This window comes from Vibrio sp. VGrn 2 (assembly GCF_009361695.1).
Taxonomy (GTDB): Bacteria; Pseudomonadota; Gammaproteobacteria; order Enterobacterales; family Vibrionaceae; genus Vibrio; species Vibrio diabolicus.
In genome coordinates this window covers 803,243-822,828 of the sequence record NZ_RBWD01000001.1, presented here as the reverse complement: position 1 = coordinate 822,828, position 19,586 = coordinate 803,243, and the positions used below count along the sequence as shown (strand labels likewise).

16 protein-coding genes are annotated in these 19,586 nt (G+C 44.5%); 8 read left to right on the top strand and 8 right to left on the bottom strand.

Going from position 1 to position 19,586, the window contains the following annotated elements; translation table 11 throughout:
* Window positions 1-22 precede the first annotated feature (22 nt).
* The 4 genes from D8S93_RS03870 to D8S93_RS03855 form a co-directional block, all read right to left on the bottom strand.
* Window positions 23-1,063 (bottom strand): YcjF family protein, encoded by a 1,041-nt coding sequence (locus D8S93_RS03870; protein WP_152812033.1) that lies wholly within the window; start codon window positions 1,061-1,063, stop codon window positions 23-25.
* Window positions 1,060-2,436 (bottom strand): YcjX family protein, encoded by a 1,377-nt coding sequence (locus D8S93_RS03865; RefSeq protein WP_006741440.1) that lies wholly within the window; start codon window positions 2,434-2,436, stop codon window positions 1,060-1,062. The genes D8S93_RS03870 and D8S93_RS03865 overlap by 4 nt, the downstream gene beginning before the upstream one ends.
* Before the next feature lie 263 nt (window positions 2,437-2,699).
* Window positions 2,700-2,885, bottom strand: a complete 186-nt coding sequence (locus D8S93_RS03860; RefSeq protein WP_012841654.1) for a hypothetical protein — start codon at window positions 2,883-2,885, stop codon at window positions 2,700-2,702.
* Window positions 2,886-3,058: 173 nt separating this feature from the next.
* Window positions 3,059-4,576 (bottom strand): fumarate hydratase, encoded by a 1,518-nt coding sequence (locus tag D8S93_RS03855; RefSeq protein WP_005376905.1) that lies wholly within the window; start codon window positions 4,574-4,576, stop codon window positions 3,059-3,061.
* Window positions 4,577-4,846: 270 nt separating this feature from the next.
* On the opposite strand from D8S93_RS03855, the gene pabB reads away from it, so the two are divergent.
* Window positions 4,847-6,208 carry an aminodeoxychorismate synthase component I gene (gene pabB, locus D8S93_RS03845; RefSeq protein ID WP_152812031.1) on the top strand — a complete coding sequence of 454 codons (1,362 nt, stop codon included), beginning with the start codon at window positions 4,847-4,849 and terminating at the stop codon, window positions 6,206-6,208.
* A 370-nt stretch (window positions 6,209-6,578) separates the two neighbouring features.
* On the opposite strand, the gene D8S93_RS03840 is transcribed toward pabB, so the two are convergent.
* Entirely contained in the window at window positions 6,579-8,279 is a 1,701-nt protein-coding gene (locus D8S93_RS03840; protein ID WP_152812029.1) for an ATP-binding protein, read from the bottom strand.
* A gap of 7 nt (window positions 8,280-8,286) precedes the next feature.
* Window positions 8,287-8,826, bottom strand: coding sequence for a heme NO-binding domain-containing protein (locus D8S93_RS03835; protein ID WP_012841652.1), 540 nt, complete (start codon window positions 8,824-8,826; stop codon window positions 8,287-8,289).
* Window positions 8,827-9,065: 239 nt separating this feature from the next.
* On the opposite strand from D8S93_RS03835, the gene D8S93_RS03830 reads away from it, so the two are divergent.
* The 5 genes from D8S93_RS03830 to D8S93_RS03810 all read left to right on the top strand — a co-directional run bounded on the left by D8S93_RS03830 (window position 9,066) and on the right by D8S93_RS03810 (window position 15,211).
* Window positions 9,066-9,665: a CoA pyrophosphatase gene (locus D8S93_RS03830; RefSeq protein ID WP_140291676.1), complete on the top strand. Its 600-nt coding sequence runs from the start codon at window positions 9,066-9,068 to the stop codon at window positions 9,663-9,665.
* Window positions 9,666-10,009: 344 nt separating this feature from the next.
* Window positions 10,010-11,263: an aromatic amino acid transport family protein gene (locus D8S93_RS03825; RefSeq protein WP_005396901.1), complete on the top strand. Its 1,254-nt coding sequence runs from the start codon at window positions 10,010-10,012 to the stop codon at window positions 11,261-11,263.
* A 98-nt stretch (window positions 11,264-11,361) separates the two neighbouring features.
* Window positions 11,362-12,723 (top strand): L-serine ammonia-lyase, encoded by a 1,362-nt coding sequence (locus D8S93_RS03820; protein WP_152812027.1) that lies wholly within the window; start codon window positions 11,362-11,364, stop codon window positions 12,721-12,723.
* 210 nt (window positions 12,724-12,933) lie between these two features.
* Window positions 12,934-14,649 (top strand): EAL domain-containing protein, encoded by a 1,716-nt coding sequence (locus D8S93_RS03815; RefSeq protein ID WP_065646579.1) that lies wholly within the window; start codon window positions 12,934-12,936, stop codon window positions 14,647-14,649.
* Between the two features lie 94 nt (window positions 14,650-14,743).
* On the top strand, window positions 14,744-15,211 hold the full coding sequence (locus D8S93_RS03810; RefSeq protein ID WP_152812025.1) for a GNAT family N-acetyltransferase: 468 nt from the start codon (window positions 14,744-14,746) through the stop codon (window positions 15,209-15,211).
* Window positions 15,212-15,301: 90 nt separating this feature from the next.
* On the opposite strand, the gene queD is transcribed toward D8S93_RS03810, so the two are convergent.
* Window positions 15,302-15,664, bottom strand: coding sequence for a 6-carboxytetrahydropterin synthase QueD (queD, locus tag D8S93_RS03805; protein ID WP_005376896.1), 363 nt, complete (start codon window positions 15,662-15,664; stop codon window positions 15,302-15,304).
* Between the two features lie 292 nt (window positions 15,665-15,956).
* On the opposite strand from queD, the gene D8S93_RS03800 reads away from it, so the two are divergent.
* Window positions 15,957-17,582 (top strand): methyl-accepting chemotaxis protein, encoded by a 1,626-nt coding sequence (locus D8S93_RS03800; protein WP_152812023.1) that lies wholly within the window; start codon window positions 15,957-15,959, stop codon window positions 17,580-17,582.
* Window positions 17,583-17,770: 188 nt separating this feature from the next.
* On the top strand, window positions 17,771-19,171 hold the full coding sequence (asnS, locus tag D8S93_RS03795; RefSeq protein WP_046876186.1) for an asparagine--tRNA ligase: 1,401 nt from the start codon (window positions 17,771-17,773) through the stop codon (window positions 19,169-19,171).
* A gap of 101 nt (window positions 19,172-19,272) precedes the next feature.
* Here asnS and D8S93_RS03790 read toward each other — a convergent pair whose 3' ends face one another.
* Window positions 19,273-19,491: a hypothetical protein gene (locus D8S93_RS03790; protein WP_012841649.1), complete on the bottom strand. Its 219-nt coding sequence runs from the start codon at window positions 19,489-19,491 to the stop codon at window positions 19,273-19,275.
* Window positions 19,492-19,586 lie beyond the last annotated feature (95 nt).

Genomic DNA, 19,586 nt, shown 5'->3' with positions numbered 1-19,586 from the left:
TATCCATCAAAGTTGATATTCGTTACGGTTTCATCGTAATTGATGCAACTTTCGCCGCCACAGCCTTGCGTATGGTGCCCAATTTAACCTGACGGTCAGGATACCAAGGTAGTGGACGCAATAAGGTCATCGCTTTCAAGCCCAAACGTGCCGTTAGAATACCAACACCTAGCCCCTGCCCCGCACGAGCGGAGACTTTGCCCGCAAGGTCCATCGACATCAAGTCCATACTGGCATCAATAGCTAGCTCACTGGCACCAGCCGCCGCCATATTGACAAATACCGCTTTTAGTAGCTTGATGCGAGAGGCGTAACCTAGCTCTACCCCATATACTTTGGAGAGGTTGTCGATCATTTTGAAATTTCGCCACGCCACCAGCAACATATCAGCGGCAGCCAGAGGGCTCACGGCGACTAGGGCCGCACACTCGGTTGCGTGCTGCGATACGATTTTCGTTGCCAATTTGTCTTGTTGGCTCACGACCATCGAGTCATACATATCAAGGATTTCAGCATCACTATGAGCAGGGTTAATGCTGTTCTGCCAACGATCAAAGCCCGGGTTCTCTGCCATCACACCACTTTGTTCTGCCACATTTTCGCAAAAGGCTTTCCCTTTCCCCACACTTTCACTATTAACAAGCGCTTCTGCTTCTTCTTGAACACTAAAATGATTTCGTAGTTTGCGCAGTTTCCAAAGCTCTTTACCCATAGCTCCTAAACCAAGCGAAGCGATCGCAGCAATAAACCCCGTCCAGCTTAAAGCCAGCCAATCAGAAGTTTGAATCGCGGTTATAACCGAGTCCACCGCTTGCCAGCCAACCAAACTAGCGAAGGTTGCAAATGCGCCAGTCGCAAGCCATTTTCTGCCCGGTTTTGGACGAATGACATGCTCGAGTTGCAATTCCTGTTCAGTCTCCTGGCGCTCTTCTTTAACTTCAACAGGTACAAATGTTTCTTTTTCGCCGAATGTTTGCTGCGCCGTCAACTCCGGTTGATTCGATTGCTGCTCTTTTTCCATTACCTTTTCAGAGAAAACTTGTTTTTGCTTCAACTCACTCATTTCAATTTATCTCCAATCAGGTAATCCAGTGCTTTGTCTAAGCGTATGTGCTTCACTGGCTCATCATTCGGTGAGGGCATTGGACGGAATGACGTAAAATCAAACCCGTTGTTTTGCCAATAAGCCGCATTTGGTAGCTTTTTCGGCACTTCTCCCGGAAACATCGTCATCGGCTCACCATCCAACGTCGTACCCTGTAACGCCGGAATCGTCTTATCTCCAGAAGAAATAAATCCCGTCGTGGTTGATTGGATAGAAGCGATACTCATGCAACTCATCTCGATATTCTCGTAGGCTGCGGTTTGCCACGCTGGATGCACCATTTGTTGTAGCAAAGACACTAAATTGGGATGCTGATCGGGCGTTATGTGATCCGCTTTTGTGGCAGCAAACAGCACTTTGTCGATTTTTGGTGAGAATAAACGGCGCAAAAAGCTACTACGACCATAACGGAAGCTATGCATGATCTGCTCTAGCGCTTGGCGCATGTCGTAAAACGCTTCATCGCCGGCATTGAGAGGCTGCAAGCAATCCACCAGCACAATCTGTCGATCGAAGGTCGCAAAATGATGCTTATAAAATGCTTTCACTACTTTCTGTTGGTATTCCTGAAAACGCGCTTCGAGCATCGCCAAGTTGCTGCCCTTAAGAGCCTTGCTTTCCGAATCAGCACGACACGGGAAAAACTGTAGCACTGGCGCGCCTCCGAGCTCACCAGGTAATACGAAGCGGCCAGGCTGAACCCAATGAAGACCTGCGTCTTTACAGGCATGAAGGTACTCGGTGTATGTATGCGCAACTTTCTCGAGTAGTTTCTCGTTCACTTCAGCAGAAAGATCCACCTTTTCTAATTCAGACAGCCAAGCTTTGGCTAAATCGCCACGCTGGCCTTTAAGTGCATCAAACTGAGTTTGCGACCACGTCGCAAAGTCCATGTCCAATAACGGCAGGTCGAGCAGCCACTCTCCTGGATAGTCGATAATATCAACATTTAAAATTGCGGTTTTACTCAACAGCTTTTTCGTGGTTTTATTTGGTTTGTACTTGAGCGCTAAGCGAATCTCACTCACATCCCGTGTTGGTACTGGCCATTGAGGTGGGGTCGCATGGATCTGGCTCATCGCTTCGTCGTAAGCGAAACGTGGCACCATCATATTCGCTTGAGGTTCACGCTTCGCTCCAATAAGACGCTTATCTCTGGCTGCAGTCAAAAGAGGCAAATTATCATGGGTAGCGGTATGGAGGAGCTGATTCACTAATGACGTGATGAATGCCGTCTTACCTGCACGAGAAAGTCCGGTGACGGCAATTCGAACATTGGAGTCCATACCTCTGTTGATAAAGTCATTGACTTCTTTCTTTATTCTTTTCATTGCGCTTCTTTATCTTGCTCCGCTCTAAAACAACGTTATCAGCAACTTCGGGTATTAATCTATGAATACTTACCTTTCAATACTGAACTCTATGAGTCTAACTTTATATACCTTAATAAAAGATGAACAAAACATTCGCTTAAAGCAGGATGAAAAAAGAAAAGCCCCTGAGTGGTTCAGAGGCTTACTTAATCAGCACTAAAGCATTAGTGACCCTATTTATGCTGATTACTGTGTTGAACAGAAACCTGCTTTCTTTGAGTCTAGTCGTCTTCGATTAATTTATAGATAACAAATAGAGCGATTTCTAAAATCAGCCACAATACACACGTGATGGTCACGTACTTCTCATCAAAGATGCTGATGCCGTGAAGGATCAAGTCGTAGCCAACAAAGCCACCTACCACTACAGCAAGAATAATTTGTAGAATCTGAATAAAACGAGGCATGCCGTCTCCTAATTATTGTTCGCATAACGTTTGATTGCTATGCCCTGAGGTTTATATCTACATTATATAGACAAAAAGTGCAGTTTTCGCTGCACTTTTGTCAAATGTTTGCTAGGTAAATCAGCACCTTGTCACATTCTCTCTACTGAGACAATGTAAGATTACCGTTTGCCTTACGCTTCCATCTCTTGGATTTTCACTTTCCAAGTGTCAGGACCGATTTGGTGCGCGTTAACGCCATTTGAGTCTACAGCCACTGTTACTGGCATATCTTCAACTTCAAATTCGTAAATCGCTTCCATACCTAAATCTTCAAATGCGACAACGCGAGCTTTCTTGATCGCTTTCGCAACCAAGTACGCAGCACCGCCGACAGCCATTAGGTAAACCGCTTTGTGATTCTTGATAGATTCAACCGTTGCAGGGCCACGCTCAGCTTTACCGATCATGCCCATGATGCCTGTTTTTTCTAGCATCATATCGGTGAATTTATCCATACGCGTTGATGTTGTTGGACCAGCAGGACCAACGACTTCATCACCAACTGCATCGACAGGACCTACGTAGTAAATGAACTTACCGTTTAGATCTACACCTTCTGGTAGACCTTCGCCATTATCTAGCATGCCTTGAATACGTTTATGCGCTGCATCACGGCCAGTCAGAATTTTACCTGATAGAAGAACGGTTTCGCCTGTCTTCCACTCTTGTACTTCTTCTTTAGTAATCGTGTCTAAGTTTACGCGACGCGTGTTTTCTCCCGCTTCCCAAGTAATGTCTGGCCAATCTTCTAGTTTAGGTGGCGTGAGCTCTGCTGGGCCGCTGCCGTCAAGCGTGAAGTGCACGTGACGAGTCGCCGCACAGTTCGGTATCAAACAAACAGGCTTAGAAGCCGCGTGCGTTGGCGCCGTTTTGATCTTAACGTCGACAACAGTTGTCAAACCACCAAGGCCTTGCGCGCCGATACCAAGTTTGTTCACGCGATTGAAGATATCAAGACGAAGCTCTTCTTCTGCGTTTTGCGGGCCACGGTCAATAAGCTCTTGAATATCGATGTGTTCCATTAGAGATTCTTTTGCCAATACTGCTGCTTTTTCAGCCGTACCGCCAATACCAATACCAAGCATGCCTGGTGGACACCAGCCCGCGCCCATTGTTGGTAGCGTTTTCTCTACCCACTCAGCAATATCGTCAGATGGGTTTAGCATCACCATCTTAGTTTTGTTTTCACTACCGCCGCCCTTCGCTGCGATCTGAATTTCAACTTTATCGCCCGGAACCATGTTGATGTGTACGACAGCAGGCGTGTTGTCTTTGGTATTAATACGTTTACCGGCAGGATCCATAAGTACTGACGCACGCAACGGGTTGTCTGGGTTCGTATACGCTTGTCGAACACCTTCATCTACCATCTGCTGAACCGTCATGTCGGTTGAGTCCCATTGCACGCCCATACCGATGTTGACGAAACACGTCACGATACCAGTATCCTGACAAATTGGTCGGTGACCTTCTGCGGACATTCGGGAGTTAATTAGGATCTGAGCAATCGCGTCTTTAGCGGCTTGGCTCTCTTCGCGGTGATAGGCTTTTTCAAGAGCTTGAACAAAGTCTAGCGGGTGGTAGTAAGAAATATACTGTAGCGCATCAGCGACACTGCTGATCACATCCTGCTTGCGTATTACCGTCATTACATGCCTCGTTATAGTTATGCTTCCATTATTGGCTTGGCTTCAATCGTGTTTGTTGAGCTTATTGCTCTTTTGAGCTTCGTTTTTTATAAACAATTGTCGAACGGCTGATATCGACACACGAAACGCTGAAGTCGCCTACTTGTAAACCATCTCAAAACCCTATGAATAGAGGGAGTTTGGCTATACAGAGGAATATGATACTCTTGCTGCCCATGACATGCCATGCAGTGAACGATCTCTTTGTCACAAATTACACAAATGAACAACATGGACAATCAATTCATTGATTTTAAAGCGCTGGAATACGCACCAGAGTTTGCTCTTCACCTCTTTTCTCGCATTCAACACCAGCCTTGGGCGATGTTGCTGCGTTCTGCATCAGAAACGCATATCGATAGTCGCTTCGATGTGTTGGTTGCCAACCCAATTGCAACGTTAGAAACCACTGCCGACAACACACAAGTTGAAACGCCATCGAATGCCTATTCAACTCAAGATGACCCATTTGCGCTGCTTCATCAGTTGCAAGAACAGTGGCTTCCTCACGTTGAGTTAAATAAAGAATTGGATTTGCCTTTTGTCGGCGGAGCGCTCGGTTACTTCAGTTACGATTTAGGTCGACGCGTAGAAACGATGCCAGAACTGGCCGAAAAGGATCTCAACACGCCTGATATGGCGGTAGGTCTTTATGAATGGGCCGTCGTTGTTGACCACAAGCTTAAAAAAGCATGCTTAGTCGGTCAGAATATCGAGCAAGCTTGGCAATGGTTAGACGAGCAAGAAGCAGAGCAAAGCGTAGACTTCGCTCTGTCTGGTGATTGGCAGTCAAACATGACGAAAGAGAGCTACGCTACTCGCTTTGACAAGGTGCAAGAATACTTGTTGAGCGGTGACTGCTATCAGATCAATTTGGCGCAACGCTTTAACGCACCGTATCAAGGCTGTGAGTGGCAAGCGTATCTGAAATTGGAGTCCGCCAACCAAGCGCCATTTTCCGCTTTTATCCGTATGCCAGAGTCTTCGATTTTGAGTATCTCTCCAGAGCGCTTTTTAGAACTCAAAGATCGCGTCATTGAAACGAAACCAATCAAAGGTACTCGACCACGCAGCGAAGATCCAAAGCAAGATAACGCTAATGCCCATGACTTGCAGACAGCGGAAAAAGATCAGGCAGAAAACCTGATGATTGTCGATTTGCTGCGTAATGACATTGGTCGAGTTGCATCACCGGGTAGCGTTCACGTGCCAAAGCTGTTTGATATTGAAAGCTTCCCTGCCGTGCATCATTTGGTGAGCACCATTCGTGCGAATTTGGACGAGCAATATTCTCCTGCAGATTTGCTACGAGCGTGCTTCCCGGGCGGTTCAATTACCGGCGCACCTAAAGTTCGCGCAATGCAGATCATTGAAGAGTTAGAGCCACATCGACGCAGCGCGTATTGCGGCAGTATTGGCTACATTTCTCGCCATGGTCGTATGGATACCAGCATCACCATCCGCACTCTGGTAGCGGAAAATCACAAACTGTACGCTTGGGCTGGCGGCGGCGTCGTGGCAGATAGCGATTGCGCCTCTGAATATCAAGAAACGTTGGATAAGCTCTCAAAGATTTTACCAGCGCTGCAATAGTAGGTTTCGCCAAATGGCAGCGGCCTATGAATCCTGCTAACGAAAACAAGCAAAAACGCCTCCAGTACGGATAATGCCGCTCGTTTAACAGCGAGTGGCATATTTCTGCATCTCGTCATCCTGTACCGCGACGAAGGAGCGTGATACAGGCTCTTCTATCCGAGCACTTTATGGTCAAATTTGTTTCATTAGTCGCTCAGCATGCTGCTATTGGATTCCTAGTCTCGCCAAGGCCTCGCTGGAATGACACAAGAAACATCGTTAAGCGATCGGCATTATCCAGTGTGGAGCGTTTTTTGTGTGTTTTATTTACAGGTACTTTGGCTTTTAGCCGTTGGCTAACAAGAATCCGTTTTTTAATAGGCAACGGCTACTGCTCAAGCCACTTACACATGATCTGTTCAATATCGGTTGCGGTGTACGGCTTAGTGAGGATGTCGTCCATGCCTGAATCAATACACTTTTGACGCTCTTCGATAGTAGTGCCAGCGGTTAATGCGATAATAGGATGAGTAAAGCCACTCTCTCTCAGATACATCGTCGCCTCATAACCATCCATTTCTGGCATTCGGCAATCCATAAATATTAGTTCGTAATCTTTGTTTTTCACCGCTTCTAAGGCTTCTTTCCCATTGGCTTTTAAATCAGGTGTAATGTCGAGTTTTTTCAGCATTTGAGTAACTATCACTTGGTTCATTCTGATGTCATCAACCACCAATATTGAGCGTCCTGCCAAATCACTTCGCTCTATGGTAGCTAATTCCCCCTCTGCTGCGCCTGGGGCTTGCCCCTCCTTTAGAGGAATAGAGACTTTGAAGGTGGTACCTTTGCGTTCTTCACTTTCAAAGCTAATCTCGCCCTGCATCAAATCCACTAGATTTTTACAAATCGCAAGGCCCAAACCTGAGCCTTCAAAACTGCGCTTCGCCGAGCGATCTACTTGCACAAATGGGTCAAATAATGAGGGCTGCGCTTCTATCGGGATGCCAATACCCGTGTCTTCAACCTCAAAATGCGCAATACCGTTTATCCACTCCACTCGCAGCACCACCCCACCCAAATGAGTAAACTTAATAGCATTTCCCACCAAGTTGACCAAGATCTGTGTAATTCGCTCTAAGTCACCAACTAAAAACTCGGGAATACCGAGCTTTTTATCGATGGAGAAATGAATTCGCTTTTCTGCTGCTTTAGCTGAAAATACCCCCATGATGGCTTTTTCAAGCTCTTCCCAAGCAAAGACCTTATCGATGATTTCCATCATACCGGCATTCATCTTGCTGAAGTCGAGAAGATCGTTAATGATAACCCTCAACAAGTCTCCCGATTGAGTCAAATTGTTTAGGTAATGGCGTTGCTCTTCACCTAACTGTGTTCGACTTAGTAGTTCAGCACTACCTAATACGCCATTAAGAGGTGTACGCAACTCGTGGTTAATCATTGCGACAAACTCTTTCGTCGCTTTTTCCGATTCCTCTGCTCGCTTTCGCAGCTCCACTTCTCGCTCTAAACTCAAATGACGCCCAATGACCCCATGAACCAAATCCGATACCAGCTCCATCTGTTTGGAAATAAACGATTGATCGATTTGATCCAACTGAACAGAGAAGATCAACTCCCCTACTGTTTGCTTGCCAATGATGATAGGCAAATGCAAGTTCTCCCCCTGCCAATTGGGGACAGTCTTAATCGTATTCTCATGGCGAAGCTGTAAATGACCAAAATGATGTCGGCGCAAAGAAGAGAGTTTTGTGGAATCAAGATGTAAGTAAGCCGCAGAAATGATTGAGTTCGAAGTGAGCTGTTCAATAAAACTGGCAATCATGGCTTCATCAAACGTGCTCGACAAAAAAGTTCGACCAAACTTAATCAGCGTCGCGTCAACTTTCTCTTCGAACTCAAACTTGCGTAAATCCTTTTTTGATTTCAACTCAAGCTTTTTCAAAGCAACACTTAGCTGTTGAGTAGATTCATAAAGTTCGAAGCTCTTCTGCTCCAATAACCGCTCAGCTGCTTTTCTTGATTCGATTTCTCGTTTGAGTTTCCTTTCTAGCGAGGAACTTCCTGTCATATCGTTCTTATTGTGCCTCTAACCAAAAGCGAACCTGGCTACCATCTTCTGACTGGTTTTGGTGTTTAATATGAATAACTTCACCAAAGTGCGCCGCGCAGCCTTTTATTAGACCTAAACATACGTGAGACATACACCGCGCACTTCGATAATCAAACACCATGTTTGATTGAGTCTCGCTGATAAAATCAAACTGAGGAGGGTTAGCATCTGGGTAGAGCTTTTTGACCTCGACATGAATAAAATCTTCAACATGGCGAACAAATTGAAATGTCGTTTCACACTGCTGCAAACTGGCATGACTAGGAATCGAGCGAAGTAAATTCAAAAAAACGCACTCTCCAAATACTTCTTGCAGTTGTTCAGGCGGAATGCCAGATACTTTGCTGAGATTCACAATCAATTTAACCAAGTCTTTATGATCGTAACTGCCAACTGCCGTATAAATCCCTTCGTCATTAGAAAGGTCGAGCACTTGGTCTAACACATCGAGACCAAACTTCTCTTCCACTAACTCCATGAACTCGGTGAAAATAATCCCTTTCATTAGTCAATACTTGCCCCATAGTGACGTCTTAAAATAAAGAATGGTTTATAACCTTATAAGTTTCAAATTATTATACCCAAGCAGAGTGAGACACATGACACAAAGCAGGGAAAGAACCAATGGACATGCTTTGGTACGATACTAATACTTTAATACCGTACCAACGGCGATAGCACCGCGCCTCTTGCGGCCATTGAGTATAATAAATAGTGGTTAGGCACAATAAATAAGGATTTGGTTTGGTTATCGACAAAACTCAATTACTGCAAAACTTTCAATTTCGGCTTCCAACGGGTTACCACAAAGAGTCCCTCGCGCGACTGAAATGGATGAAAGGAAAATCACTGCGAGACGCAGCGGTCTTAATTGGTTTTGTAGAACGCCCGGAGGGGCTACAGGTCATTTTGACAAAGCGAGCAGCGCACTTGCGTCATCATCCGGGACAAATCAGTTTCCCCGGCGGTAAGTTTGAGCAGGAAGATCGGCATCTAATCAATACGGCATTAAGAGAAACCAAAGAAGAGGTCGGTATAGAAGATGAACATATTCATGTATTTGGCCAGCTTCCAACATTGCCAACGATTAGTCAGTTTAATGTGACACCGTTTTTGGCCTTTATTTCTCCTGAGTATAAAACGCATATTGACCCAAATGAGGTGGAGTCTGTTTTTGAAGTTCCTGCTAACCACATTCTGAATCCGAAAAAGTTGTACAGCACCAAGTTTGACCTAAAAAACAGCAGTCATCGTGTATTTGCTATCCCATATAGACAGCATTTCATCTGGGGCATGACCGCACAAATCATCGAATCAATGCAAAAACATATCATTTCACATTAAAAACTTCTGATATCGGTATTTTTATGGATGCGATCATCATGCGCATCAATATTAATAAAACGTTGCTTCATAAACATTCATTCACATTAGATTAATTTGCCGTTTTCACCGCAAACGCTTGCGGTGAAATAAATTTATACAAACAGCCCTATCGATAAGTTTTTCTAATTTTACTCATTAGCAGAAATCACGAGTAGCACATCATTTTCGTGATAAAAAGCAGGTTTTTGACATATCATTCAATAAGCGTAAGCAATAAATGATTTAGATCTAATTTTCCTAGTGTAAAATCTTGCAAAATTACTCCCGACTTATTTCCTGTTCCCAAAATGAGTAACTAAAAAATGAATACAACTACTTCTGCGGTTTCTACCGCACAATCGTCTAGTAAGTTTTCTTACAAAGACTTTACCTGGTGTCTGTCCCTTTTTGGTACGGCAGTAGGTGCCGGTGTACTATTCCTTCCTATTAAAGCAGGTGCAGGTGGCTTTTGGCCATTAGTAATCCTAGCCCTAATCGCAGCACCAATGACTTGGTTCGCACACAAATCTTTAGCTCGCTTCGTTCTTTCTGCGAAAAACCCAGAAGCGGACATCACTGACACAGTAGAAGAGCACTTTGGTAAGACTGGCGCAAACCTTATTACGTTCGCTTACTTCTTCGCTATCTACCCAATCGTACTTATCTACGGTGTTGGTATCACAAACACGGTTGACTCTTTCCTAGTTAACCAAATGGGTATGGAATCTATTCCTCGCTGGCTACTTTCCGGTGCACTTATCGCTGCAATGACAGCGGGCGTAGTGTTCGGTAAAGAGCTTATGCTGAAAGCAACTTCAGCGATGGTTTACCCTCTAGTGTTCATCCTACTAGCGCTGTCTGTGTACCTAATTCCTGGTTGGAACACTTCAATGATGGAAGTATCACCTGACTGGGGTGCAATGCCAGCTATCGTATGGCTAGCAATCCCTGTTATCGTGTTCTCTTTCAACCACAGCCCAATCATTTCTCAGTTCTCTAAAGAACAACGTCGTGTATACGGTGATGACGCAGTTAAGAAAACTGACGCTATCACTGGTGGCGCAGCGATGATGCTAATGGGCTTTGTAATGTTCTTCGTTTTCTCTGTTGTACTTTCTCTGTCTCCAGAGCAACTAGCAACAGCACAAGAGCAAAACATCTCTGTTCTTTCTTACCTAGCAAACGTTCATGAGTCTCCACTGATCTCTTACTTAGGTCCACTGGTTGCTTTCGCGGCTATCACTTCTAGCTACTTCGGCCACTTCCTAGGTGCGCATGAAGGTCTAGTTGGTCTAGTGAAATCTCGTTCAAAATCGCCAGTAAGCAAGATCGAGAAGATGTCTCTTATCTTCATCGTAATCACAACTTGGATCGTTGCTATCGTTAACCCAAGCATCCTAGGTATGATTGAAACAATGGGCGCACCGATGATTGCGGCAATCCTATTCTTGATGCCTATCTTCGCAATGCAAAAAGTTCCAGCGATGGCTAAGTACAAAACTTCAGCACCTGTGCAAATTTTCACAGCAATCTGTGGTCTTGCTGCCATTAGTTCTGTAATCTACGGCGCTCTTTAATCATCCCTGCCCTAGCACGGTATGATTAATCCAAAAATATAACGATAAAATTAAGCCTCCCAACTCCCCTTGGGAGGCTTTCTTCTGAGGTAATCGATATGATTAGTGTTTTTGATATCTATAAAATCGGTGTTGGACCTTCAAGCTCACACACTGTAGGCCCAATGAAAGCGGGTAAAGAGTTTATTGATGATCTTCGTGCAATGGGAAAATTGCGCGACATCACTAAAATCACCGTTGACGTTTATGGATCACTATCACTGACAGGGAAAGGTCACCACACAGATATTGCTATCATCATGGGTCTTGCAGGCAACACTCCTGAGAAAGTTGATATCGATTCTATCCCGGGCTTTATCGCTCGCGTAGAAGAAACTGAACGCCTTCCTGTTGGCATGCACTGTCACACAGTATCGTTCCCACGTGAAGGTGGAATGAACTTCCACAAAACAAACCTTGAGTTACACGAAAACGGCATGCAAATCCACGCTTGGATTGATGACGAAAAAGCGTACTCAAAAACTTACTACTCTATCGGCGGTGGTTTCATCGTTGATGAAGAAAACTTCGGTAAAGAAGTTGAGAACCCAGTAAAAGTTCCTTACCCGTTTACAACGGCAGAAGAGCTTGTAAAGCAATGTCATGAAAGCGGCCTGTCTATCAGTGCGCTAACCATGAAAAATGAACAAGCGCTTCATTCTGACGAAGAAACTCGTACTTACTTCGCAAACATCTGGCGCACAATGCGCGAATGTATGGATCGCGGTATGAACGAAGAAGGCATTCTGCCTGGTCCACTACGCGTGCCTCGTCGTGCAGCTGCACTTCGTCAGCAACTGCTTACTTCTGAAAAAACAACGAACGATCCAATGTCTGTTGTTGACTGGGTAAACATGTTTGCTTTTGCAGTAAACGAAGAGAACGCAGCAGGTGGTCGTGTTGTAACTGCGCCGACTAACGGTGCATGTGGCATCATCCCTGCGGTACTGGCTTACTATGACAAGTTTATTCAAACCGTAACTGAGAAAGACTACATCCGTTACTTCGCAGCTTCTGGTGCAATTGGCGGCCTTTACAAGCGTAACGCGTCTATCTCTGGTGCAGAAGTTGGCTGTCAGGGCGAAGTTGGCGTGGCATGTTCTATGGCAGCAGCTGGCCTTGCTGAGCTTATGGGTGGTAGCCCAGAGCAAGTATGTATGGCGGCTGAAATCGCGATGGAGCACAACCTAGGTCTAACTTGCGACCCGGTTGCAGGTCAGGTTCAGGTTCCATGTATCGAGCGTAATGGTATTGCAGCTGTAAAAGCAATCAACTCAACTCGTATGGCACTGCGTCGTTCTTCTGCTCCTACTGTTTCTCTAGATAAAGTTATCGAAACCATGCTAGAGACAGGTAAAGACATGAACGCGAAATACCGTGAGACTTCTCAAGGCGGCCTAGCAGTAAAAGTTATCTGTTAATAAGCCTTACTGAATATCGACGAAACCCGAGCCGCTGCTCGGGTTTTTTATACCTCACTAACCATGAATAATGGGTTGCTACGCCCAGCATAAAAAAACCTAAAACCTTGAATATATCCAATTATTATGGATATCCCCGTAAAAAATCACATCCCTCTCCTAGCTTTATTGATAACGTAGCCAAAAATTAAACTTGGAGCACACCAACACATGATTAGGTTTGAAATTGGAAACCAAATCTGCGTTTGCTTGTCCGAAAACGAAATATCTTTAGAGCTCAATCAATCACTCCACCACTCCATTCCTGTCAACCCAAATGAGTACGCCATTCTGTCAACCATCGCCAAATACGGCAGCTTAAATACGCCAATTAGCCAGCGATTGATAGAAAGCAAAATCACTCAACAATACAAAATGACACTGCCTGAAAATGGCTTTAAAAACGCGGTGGCCGCTCTAAGAAAGAAATTTCGCAAGCTCACGGAAGAACACGTAACCACAAAAAAAAATATTATCGAAAATATTCACCGGACCGGATACTTCATCCCTTTTACTATGCAAAACAACCATCAGAATGGCATCGACCATCAACACAAGATCAATCAATACACAACAAACAGCCTTGGCAAAGCCCTTCGTATTTGTCTGCGTAATAAAAAGATCTATTCAGATACGTTGTGGGTCGTGTTGATCACAGCGATCATTTTCTTTGCCATCTGTTACTACGCGATAAACAGCATTGTGAAACATAATTATCTGGATAACGCCTTCGAAATTGCAGAGAACCTTTCCCAAAAGAGCTGCTTTGCTGATGAAAGAGAATTGAAGTCGCTCTTTGATAATGTAAAGCTGGTCGAGTCGAGCATGATGCTGGACCGTTTCAATATCCGGTGTTTAGTCACCCCAGAAACCGTTGTCCCTGTCAGCAAAAAAGCATTTGAAGAGTGGAGTAATAATAGCAATTATACGACCCAATCATTTGACTTGAATAACGCGACCGTTTTGGTTCGTGTCAAAAACATTAACTTATCCGACAACGTTGAAAATCATATTTCGCGTTTTTTTCTTTCCGGCATGAAGCTATCAACCAATACAGGGACCTCTTTAGAAATTGGTAACACCAATGAACGCTTTTTCAACTATCACGTGAAGAACAGCGGCTATAAAGAGGTGTATTACATCTCTGGACCGTTTCAAAGCATCATTTTATTAAGCTTGCTGTTTCTAATAATACTGCGTCATCGCTCCCTACAAGCCTTTATGGCTTATTTGTGTGCAATTCGACAATTTAAAATCAAACTGGAGCCGATTTATGACACTTCAGCGCAAAAGATTGTGCATTACGAAGCGCTCTCGCGGTTTAAGGTAAAAAATACGCAACGGTTTATTGAGACACTGATCCGAAATGGGCTACTCCTTACTCATACCTTACTGGTGATAGAGTCCATCTATACTAAGCACAAAGCGTTGCCTATTCCTATCAGCATCAATATTTGTCCTTCTTTGCTGCGAGGACGCAACTTTTCAATCCTACACAGAGAACTATCTAACCGAGATTGTCGTTTGCTGACGATTGAAATCACGGAAAATGCATCGATGTACTATACCTCCGAGATTTATGGCAATGTCGCGAAACTAAAAGCACTGGATTGTAAAATCAGTATCGATGACTTTGGCACTGGCAACAACAACGTGTCGCTCATCAGTAAAATCAATCCAGATTATTTGAAAATAGATCGGGAGTTTGTGATTGGTTTAAAGTCGGACGATAAGAAAGTGGAAACGTTGCGTCAGTTAATCGCCATGGGAAATACGTATCGGTGTACAGTCATTGTTGAAGGCGTAGAAACCGCCGATAGCGCTCACTTACTCACAACATTAGGCGCCTATATTCACCAAGGTTATTATTATCCTCTGCATTTCTAGCTTTTCTTAACCTCGTGAGTTACTTAAACTAGAGGGAATACTCTATTAAAGCTCGTGGCGGCATGAGGATATGCCGCCAATTTGTGGTTGAACCATGATTGCTATTAAACCCACCAAACTGAAAGATTTTTCGAGTTTGATGCAATTGGATGTGCAGGAAGAGCAGAAAGGATTTTCTACGCCGTTTGAAATGGCTTATCAAAAACGCAATAAGTCTGAAGCGTTCTTTACGATTTATTCTGACGATCTATTAGTTGGCTATCTTGTTATCGATAAAGGCTTCTCCCAACATGCGCCCTTTGCCAAAAGGCACGAGCTGGGGCTCAAGTACTTGATGGTTGATCAACGTTTCCAACGCCAAGGGGTTGGGAGTGAAGCTTTACGCAAACTGTTCGTTTATGCGTATACCATTGACCCTGAAAGCACCTCTCTTTGCGTCACTGTGCCACAGAGTCAGCAATACGCTATCAGTTTTCTTGATGCGTGTGGATTCATCAATACAGAGAAAACAACGTTTGGTGAGAACGAAAAAGAGTGGATTTTACGTCATCCACTGAGCTAGCAAGAAAAGTATAAAAAATAGGGAATATCCAGATACAACAAAGGCAAGCTCATGGCTTGCCTTTGTCTTCAATGCTCAATAAAAAGTGACTTATTCACCTTTGTAAATACAACCGGCTGTGCACGTCTCTTTGATTTCTACTTTGCTTAGCAACGGTAAACTTGGCTTAAGCTGTTGCCAAATCCATTTTGCTAACACTTCGCTCGTCGGATTCTCCAAACCTTCAATGTCGTTCAGGTAATAATGGTCTAAACGATTGTAAATTGGTTTGAATGCCGCTTTGATTTCAGCGAAATCCACTACCCAACCAGTATGCGGGTCTACCTCACCTTCTACATAAAGACGAACTAAGAAAGAGTGTCCATGCAAACGACCACACTTATGGCCTTCAGGTACATGTGGCAAGTGATGTGCCGCTTCGAACATAAACTCTTTGTACAATTCTGTTTTCATCTTGATTCTCAGGCTTTAAAAAGACACGCAATACTAAGGAATTCACTGCCAACAGACAAGTGCTACTCAATACAAGCGTAGCAAAACGCCGTTTGTTCTCAGCGAAAATAATTAAACCTTTGTCCTGAACGTCGTATTTCTGTCATGCGCCAAACATTTGATTACACAGCACTCACATCACAATTACATATCCCCAACATGAGTGGGGTCACAATCATTCATTTCGTTGTTCGCAGTGCGCATTTGTGCACATTAAGATTGTGCAGTTCGTTCCAATTACACTTATAAATTTATGCGCTCAACTATCACTTTTAAGCTCTTGCTCGCGTTAATTACCGTCTTCAGCTGTGTTCTGGCTGCCTCTACGGCTTATCAATACCATCAACAAAAAACCTTAATCAATGATGTTCTCAGTGAACAGCTTCATGATAAGGCCAGTAATTACTTCGATAGCCTAAACATGATGATGCTAACAGGCACCATGTCGCAAAAAGAAACTTTGCGAAAAAAAGCACTCGCTCAAGAAGGGATTGAAGAAGTTCGCGTGTTGCGGGCCGATACCGTCACCAAGCTTTACGGACCAGGACAAGCAAACCAACAACCGGTCGATGATATTGATCAACGAGCTTTAAATGGCGAACTGGTCATTGAGCCAATTTCAGACAATTGGGGGAACGGACTGGTTGTCGCGCTACCAATGAAATCAAGCGAAAATTATCGTGGCACCAACTGCGTTTCTTGCCATGTAGCACCAGAAGGCGAAGTATTGGGCGCGATTCGTTTGGAATACAACATGAACCACGTCAATTCAATGATCAATAAACAGGCAATGTTTGCGATGGGAATAATGGCCGTTATCGCGTTTGTTGGTTTTATTATAACGATGAGTTTGATTCGTAAGATCATTGTTCGCCCAATACAAAAAACGTCGCAATTCATGGCGAATGTGAGCAATAGTAAAGATCTATCTCAACGACTTGTTCATCACCAAAAAGATGAGGTAGGCCAACTTTCTATCGCGATTAATTCGTTTATGGACACGGTATCTGAGAGTTTAGAGCGTGTACAAGACACCTCCCACTCTCTTGCCAATTCAGCCAGTCAGTTAACGGATGTTGCACAATCAACAGACAAAGCGGCCAATAATCAACAATTGGAAACCAGTGACGTACAAAGCAACATCACCGACATGTTGCAACAACAAACCGCCGTTGAAGACTCAACCAATAACGCCACAGCTCTAGTCAACCACACCGTTGATGTTGCTACTCACAGCGCAAGCCAAGCACACAGCGTGAGCGAAGACATCAAACACTTGGTGAGCAATATTGACGGCGTGCGGGAGAAAATCAGTTCGTTAAACCAAAGAACCGAAGAAGTATCATCCATTCTTGGGGTCATTAAAGGCATTGCAGAACAAACGAACCTACTCGCGTTGAATGCTGCAATTGAAGCCGCCCGAGCCGGAGAGCAAGGACGCGGTTTTGCCGTCGTCGCGGAGGAAGTGCGTAACCTAGCTTCTCGGACCGCCGAAGCCACAGGCAACATTGAGCATATCATTTCTCAATTCCAGCAAGGGAGTGAAGAGTCCTTAGCCTCTGTGGATACTGTCTGCCAGTTTGCTCACCAACGTTCAGTCGATGTCGAGACACTTTCAGTCACGATGCATAACGTTGTCGATGAAATGCATCAAGTTCTGAAACATGCGGAAAACATTCAAAGCCAGACGCAAACCACATCCGACGTCAGTCAGCGTATTCAATCCAAAATTGATGTGATCACACTGCATGCTGACGACACATCGCAATCAGCATCGCACACGCGTGATATTAGTGTTGATTTAGAGCATCTATCCGAACGTTTAGAGCAATTACTTAACCAATTCACACTTTCAGAGCATCAAAGAGTGAATAAATAGAGAGATTCTCCCCATCAAAATGAATATAAAGGTTGATGCGAGCGAATTGACAGGTAATATGTCTCGTTGAATCTGTAAAATGCTACCCAACTCAGCACTTAGCTTGTTTTTTGAACAAAAATGTTATTAGACAAGTACTTTAATAAGTGTTGGGTTGAATTTTTACCTCAATGGAGAATATTGAAAACATGACTTACGCGCCTGTATCAGACGTATTGAAAGGTCAGCTAGCAGTAGACAGCGAAGTGACTGTTCGTGGCTGGATCCGTTCACGTCGTGATTCCAAAGCTGGAATCTCTTTCCTTGCCATATATGACGGCTCTTGTTTCGACCCGATTCAGGCCGTGGTCCCAAATAATCTTAATAATTACGAAGACGAAGTACTAAAGCTAACGACTGGCTGCTCTGTTGAAGTAACTGGTAAGATTGTTGAATCTCCTGCAAAGGGCCAAGACTTCGAACTTGCTGCCACTGGTGTTAAAGTGGTTGGTTGGGTTGAAGACGCAGAAACTTACCCGATGGCAAAAACTCGTCACTCTATCGAATACCTACGTGAAGTAGCGCACCTACGTCCGCGCACAAACGTAATCGGTGCGGTAGCACGTGTACGTAACTGCCTATCTCAAGCGATCCACCGCTTCTACCACGAGCAAGGTTACTTCTGGGTATCTGCACCACTAATTACAGCTTCAGATGCTGAAGGTGCAGGTGAAATGTTCCGCGTTTCTACGTTAGACATGGAAAACCTGCCTCGTACAGACGCTGGCAAAGTAGACTACAACGAAGACTTCTTCGGTAAAGAAACTTTTCTTACGGTATCTGGTCAGCTAAACGCGGAAGCTTACGCTTGTGCACTAAGCAAGGTTTACACTTTCGGCCCTACTTTCCGTGCTGAAAACTCAAACACAAGCCGCCACCTAGCAGAGTTCTGGATGGTTGAGCCTGAAGTTGCGTTTGCAGAACTGGACGACGTTGCGAAACTGGCTGAAGACATGCTTAAGTACGTATTCAAAGCAGTACTTGAAGAGCGTCGCGATGACCTTGAGTTCTTTGCTCAGCGCATCGACAAAGAAGCCGTTAGCCGTCTAGAGAACTTTGTTTCTTCTGACTTCGCACAAGTTGACTACACTGACGCGATCCAAATTCTGCTGGATTCTGGCCGTGAGTTCGAATTCCCAGTTGAGTGGGGTATTGATATGTCATCTGAGCACGAGCGTTTCCTAGCGGAAGAGCACTTCAAAGCACCGGTAATCGTTAAGAACTACCCGAAAGACATCAAAGCATTCTACATGCGTATGAACGATGATGGTAAGACGGTAGCGGCAATGGACGTTCTAGCACCTGGCATCGGTGAAATCATCGGTGGTTCTCAGCGTGAAGAGCGTCTAGACGTACTGGATGCACGTATGCGCGAAATGGGTATCGACCCTGAGCACATGAGCTGGTACCGCGACTTACGCCGTTACGGCACAGTGCCACACGCAGGCTTTGGTCTAGGCTTTGAGCGTCTAGTATCTTACGTAACAGGCATGGGCAACGTTCGTGACGTAATTCCATTCCCACGTACGCCTCGCTCTGCGAACTTCTAATCACTTTTTAGTGAGACAGAATTAGAAAAGACCTCCCTAGTGGAGGTCTTTTATTTTGTGCTCAACCGTCAATACCATCTGCTAAGTAACTCAAGCTTGAGTTAGTCTTCTTCCTTATCTCTGTCCGCTTTTTCAGCATACTTTACGCCCACAATACATAAGCCAAACATTACGAAAGGGATCACGGCCGCGGTGTACTCTGTCCATGCCATATGAGAGAAAGACTTCGCCAAAATGAGATGCGCAAATACCAGTAAAAACGCACTAAAAATAGCAACGGCGATTAACCTTAACTCATGTTTAACCAACTGCTTTTTCATCTTAAATCCTGCTTAATCGTCCAAGGTCTGTCGACCTGAATAATGATTGAAGCATAATTTTCAAAAATGGCGCTGATACAGTTGGAGCAAAAAAA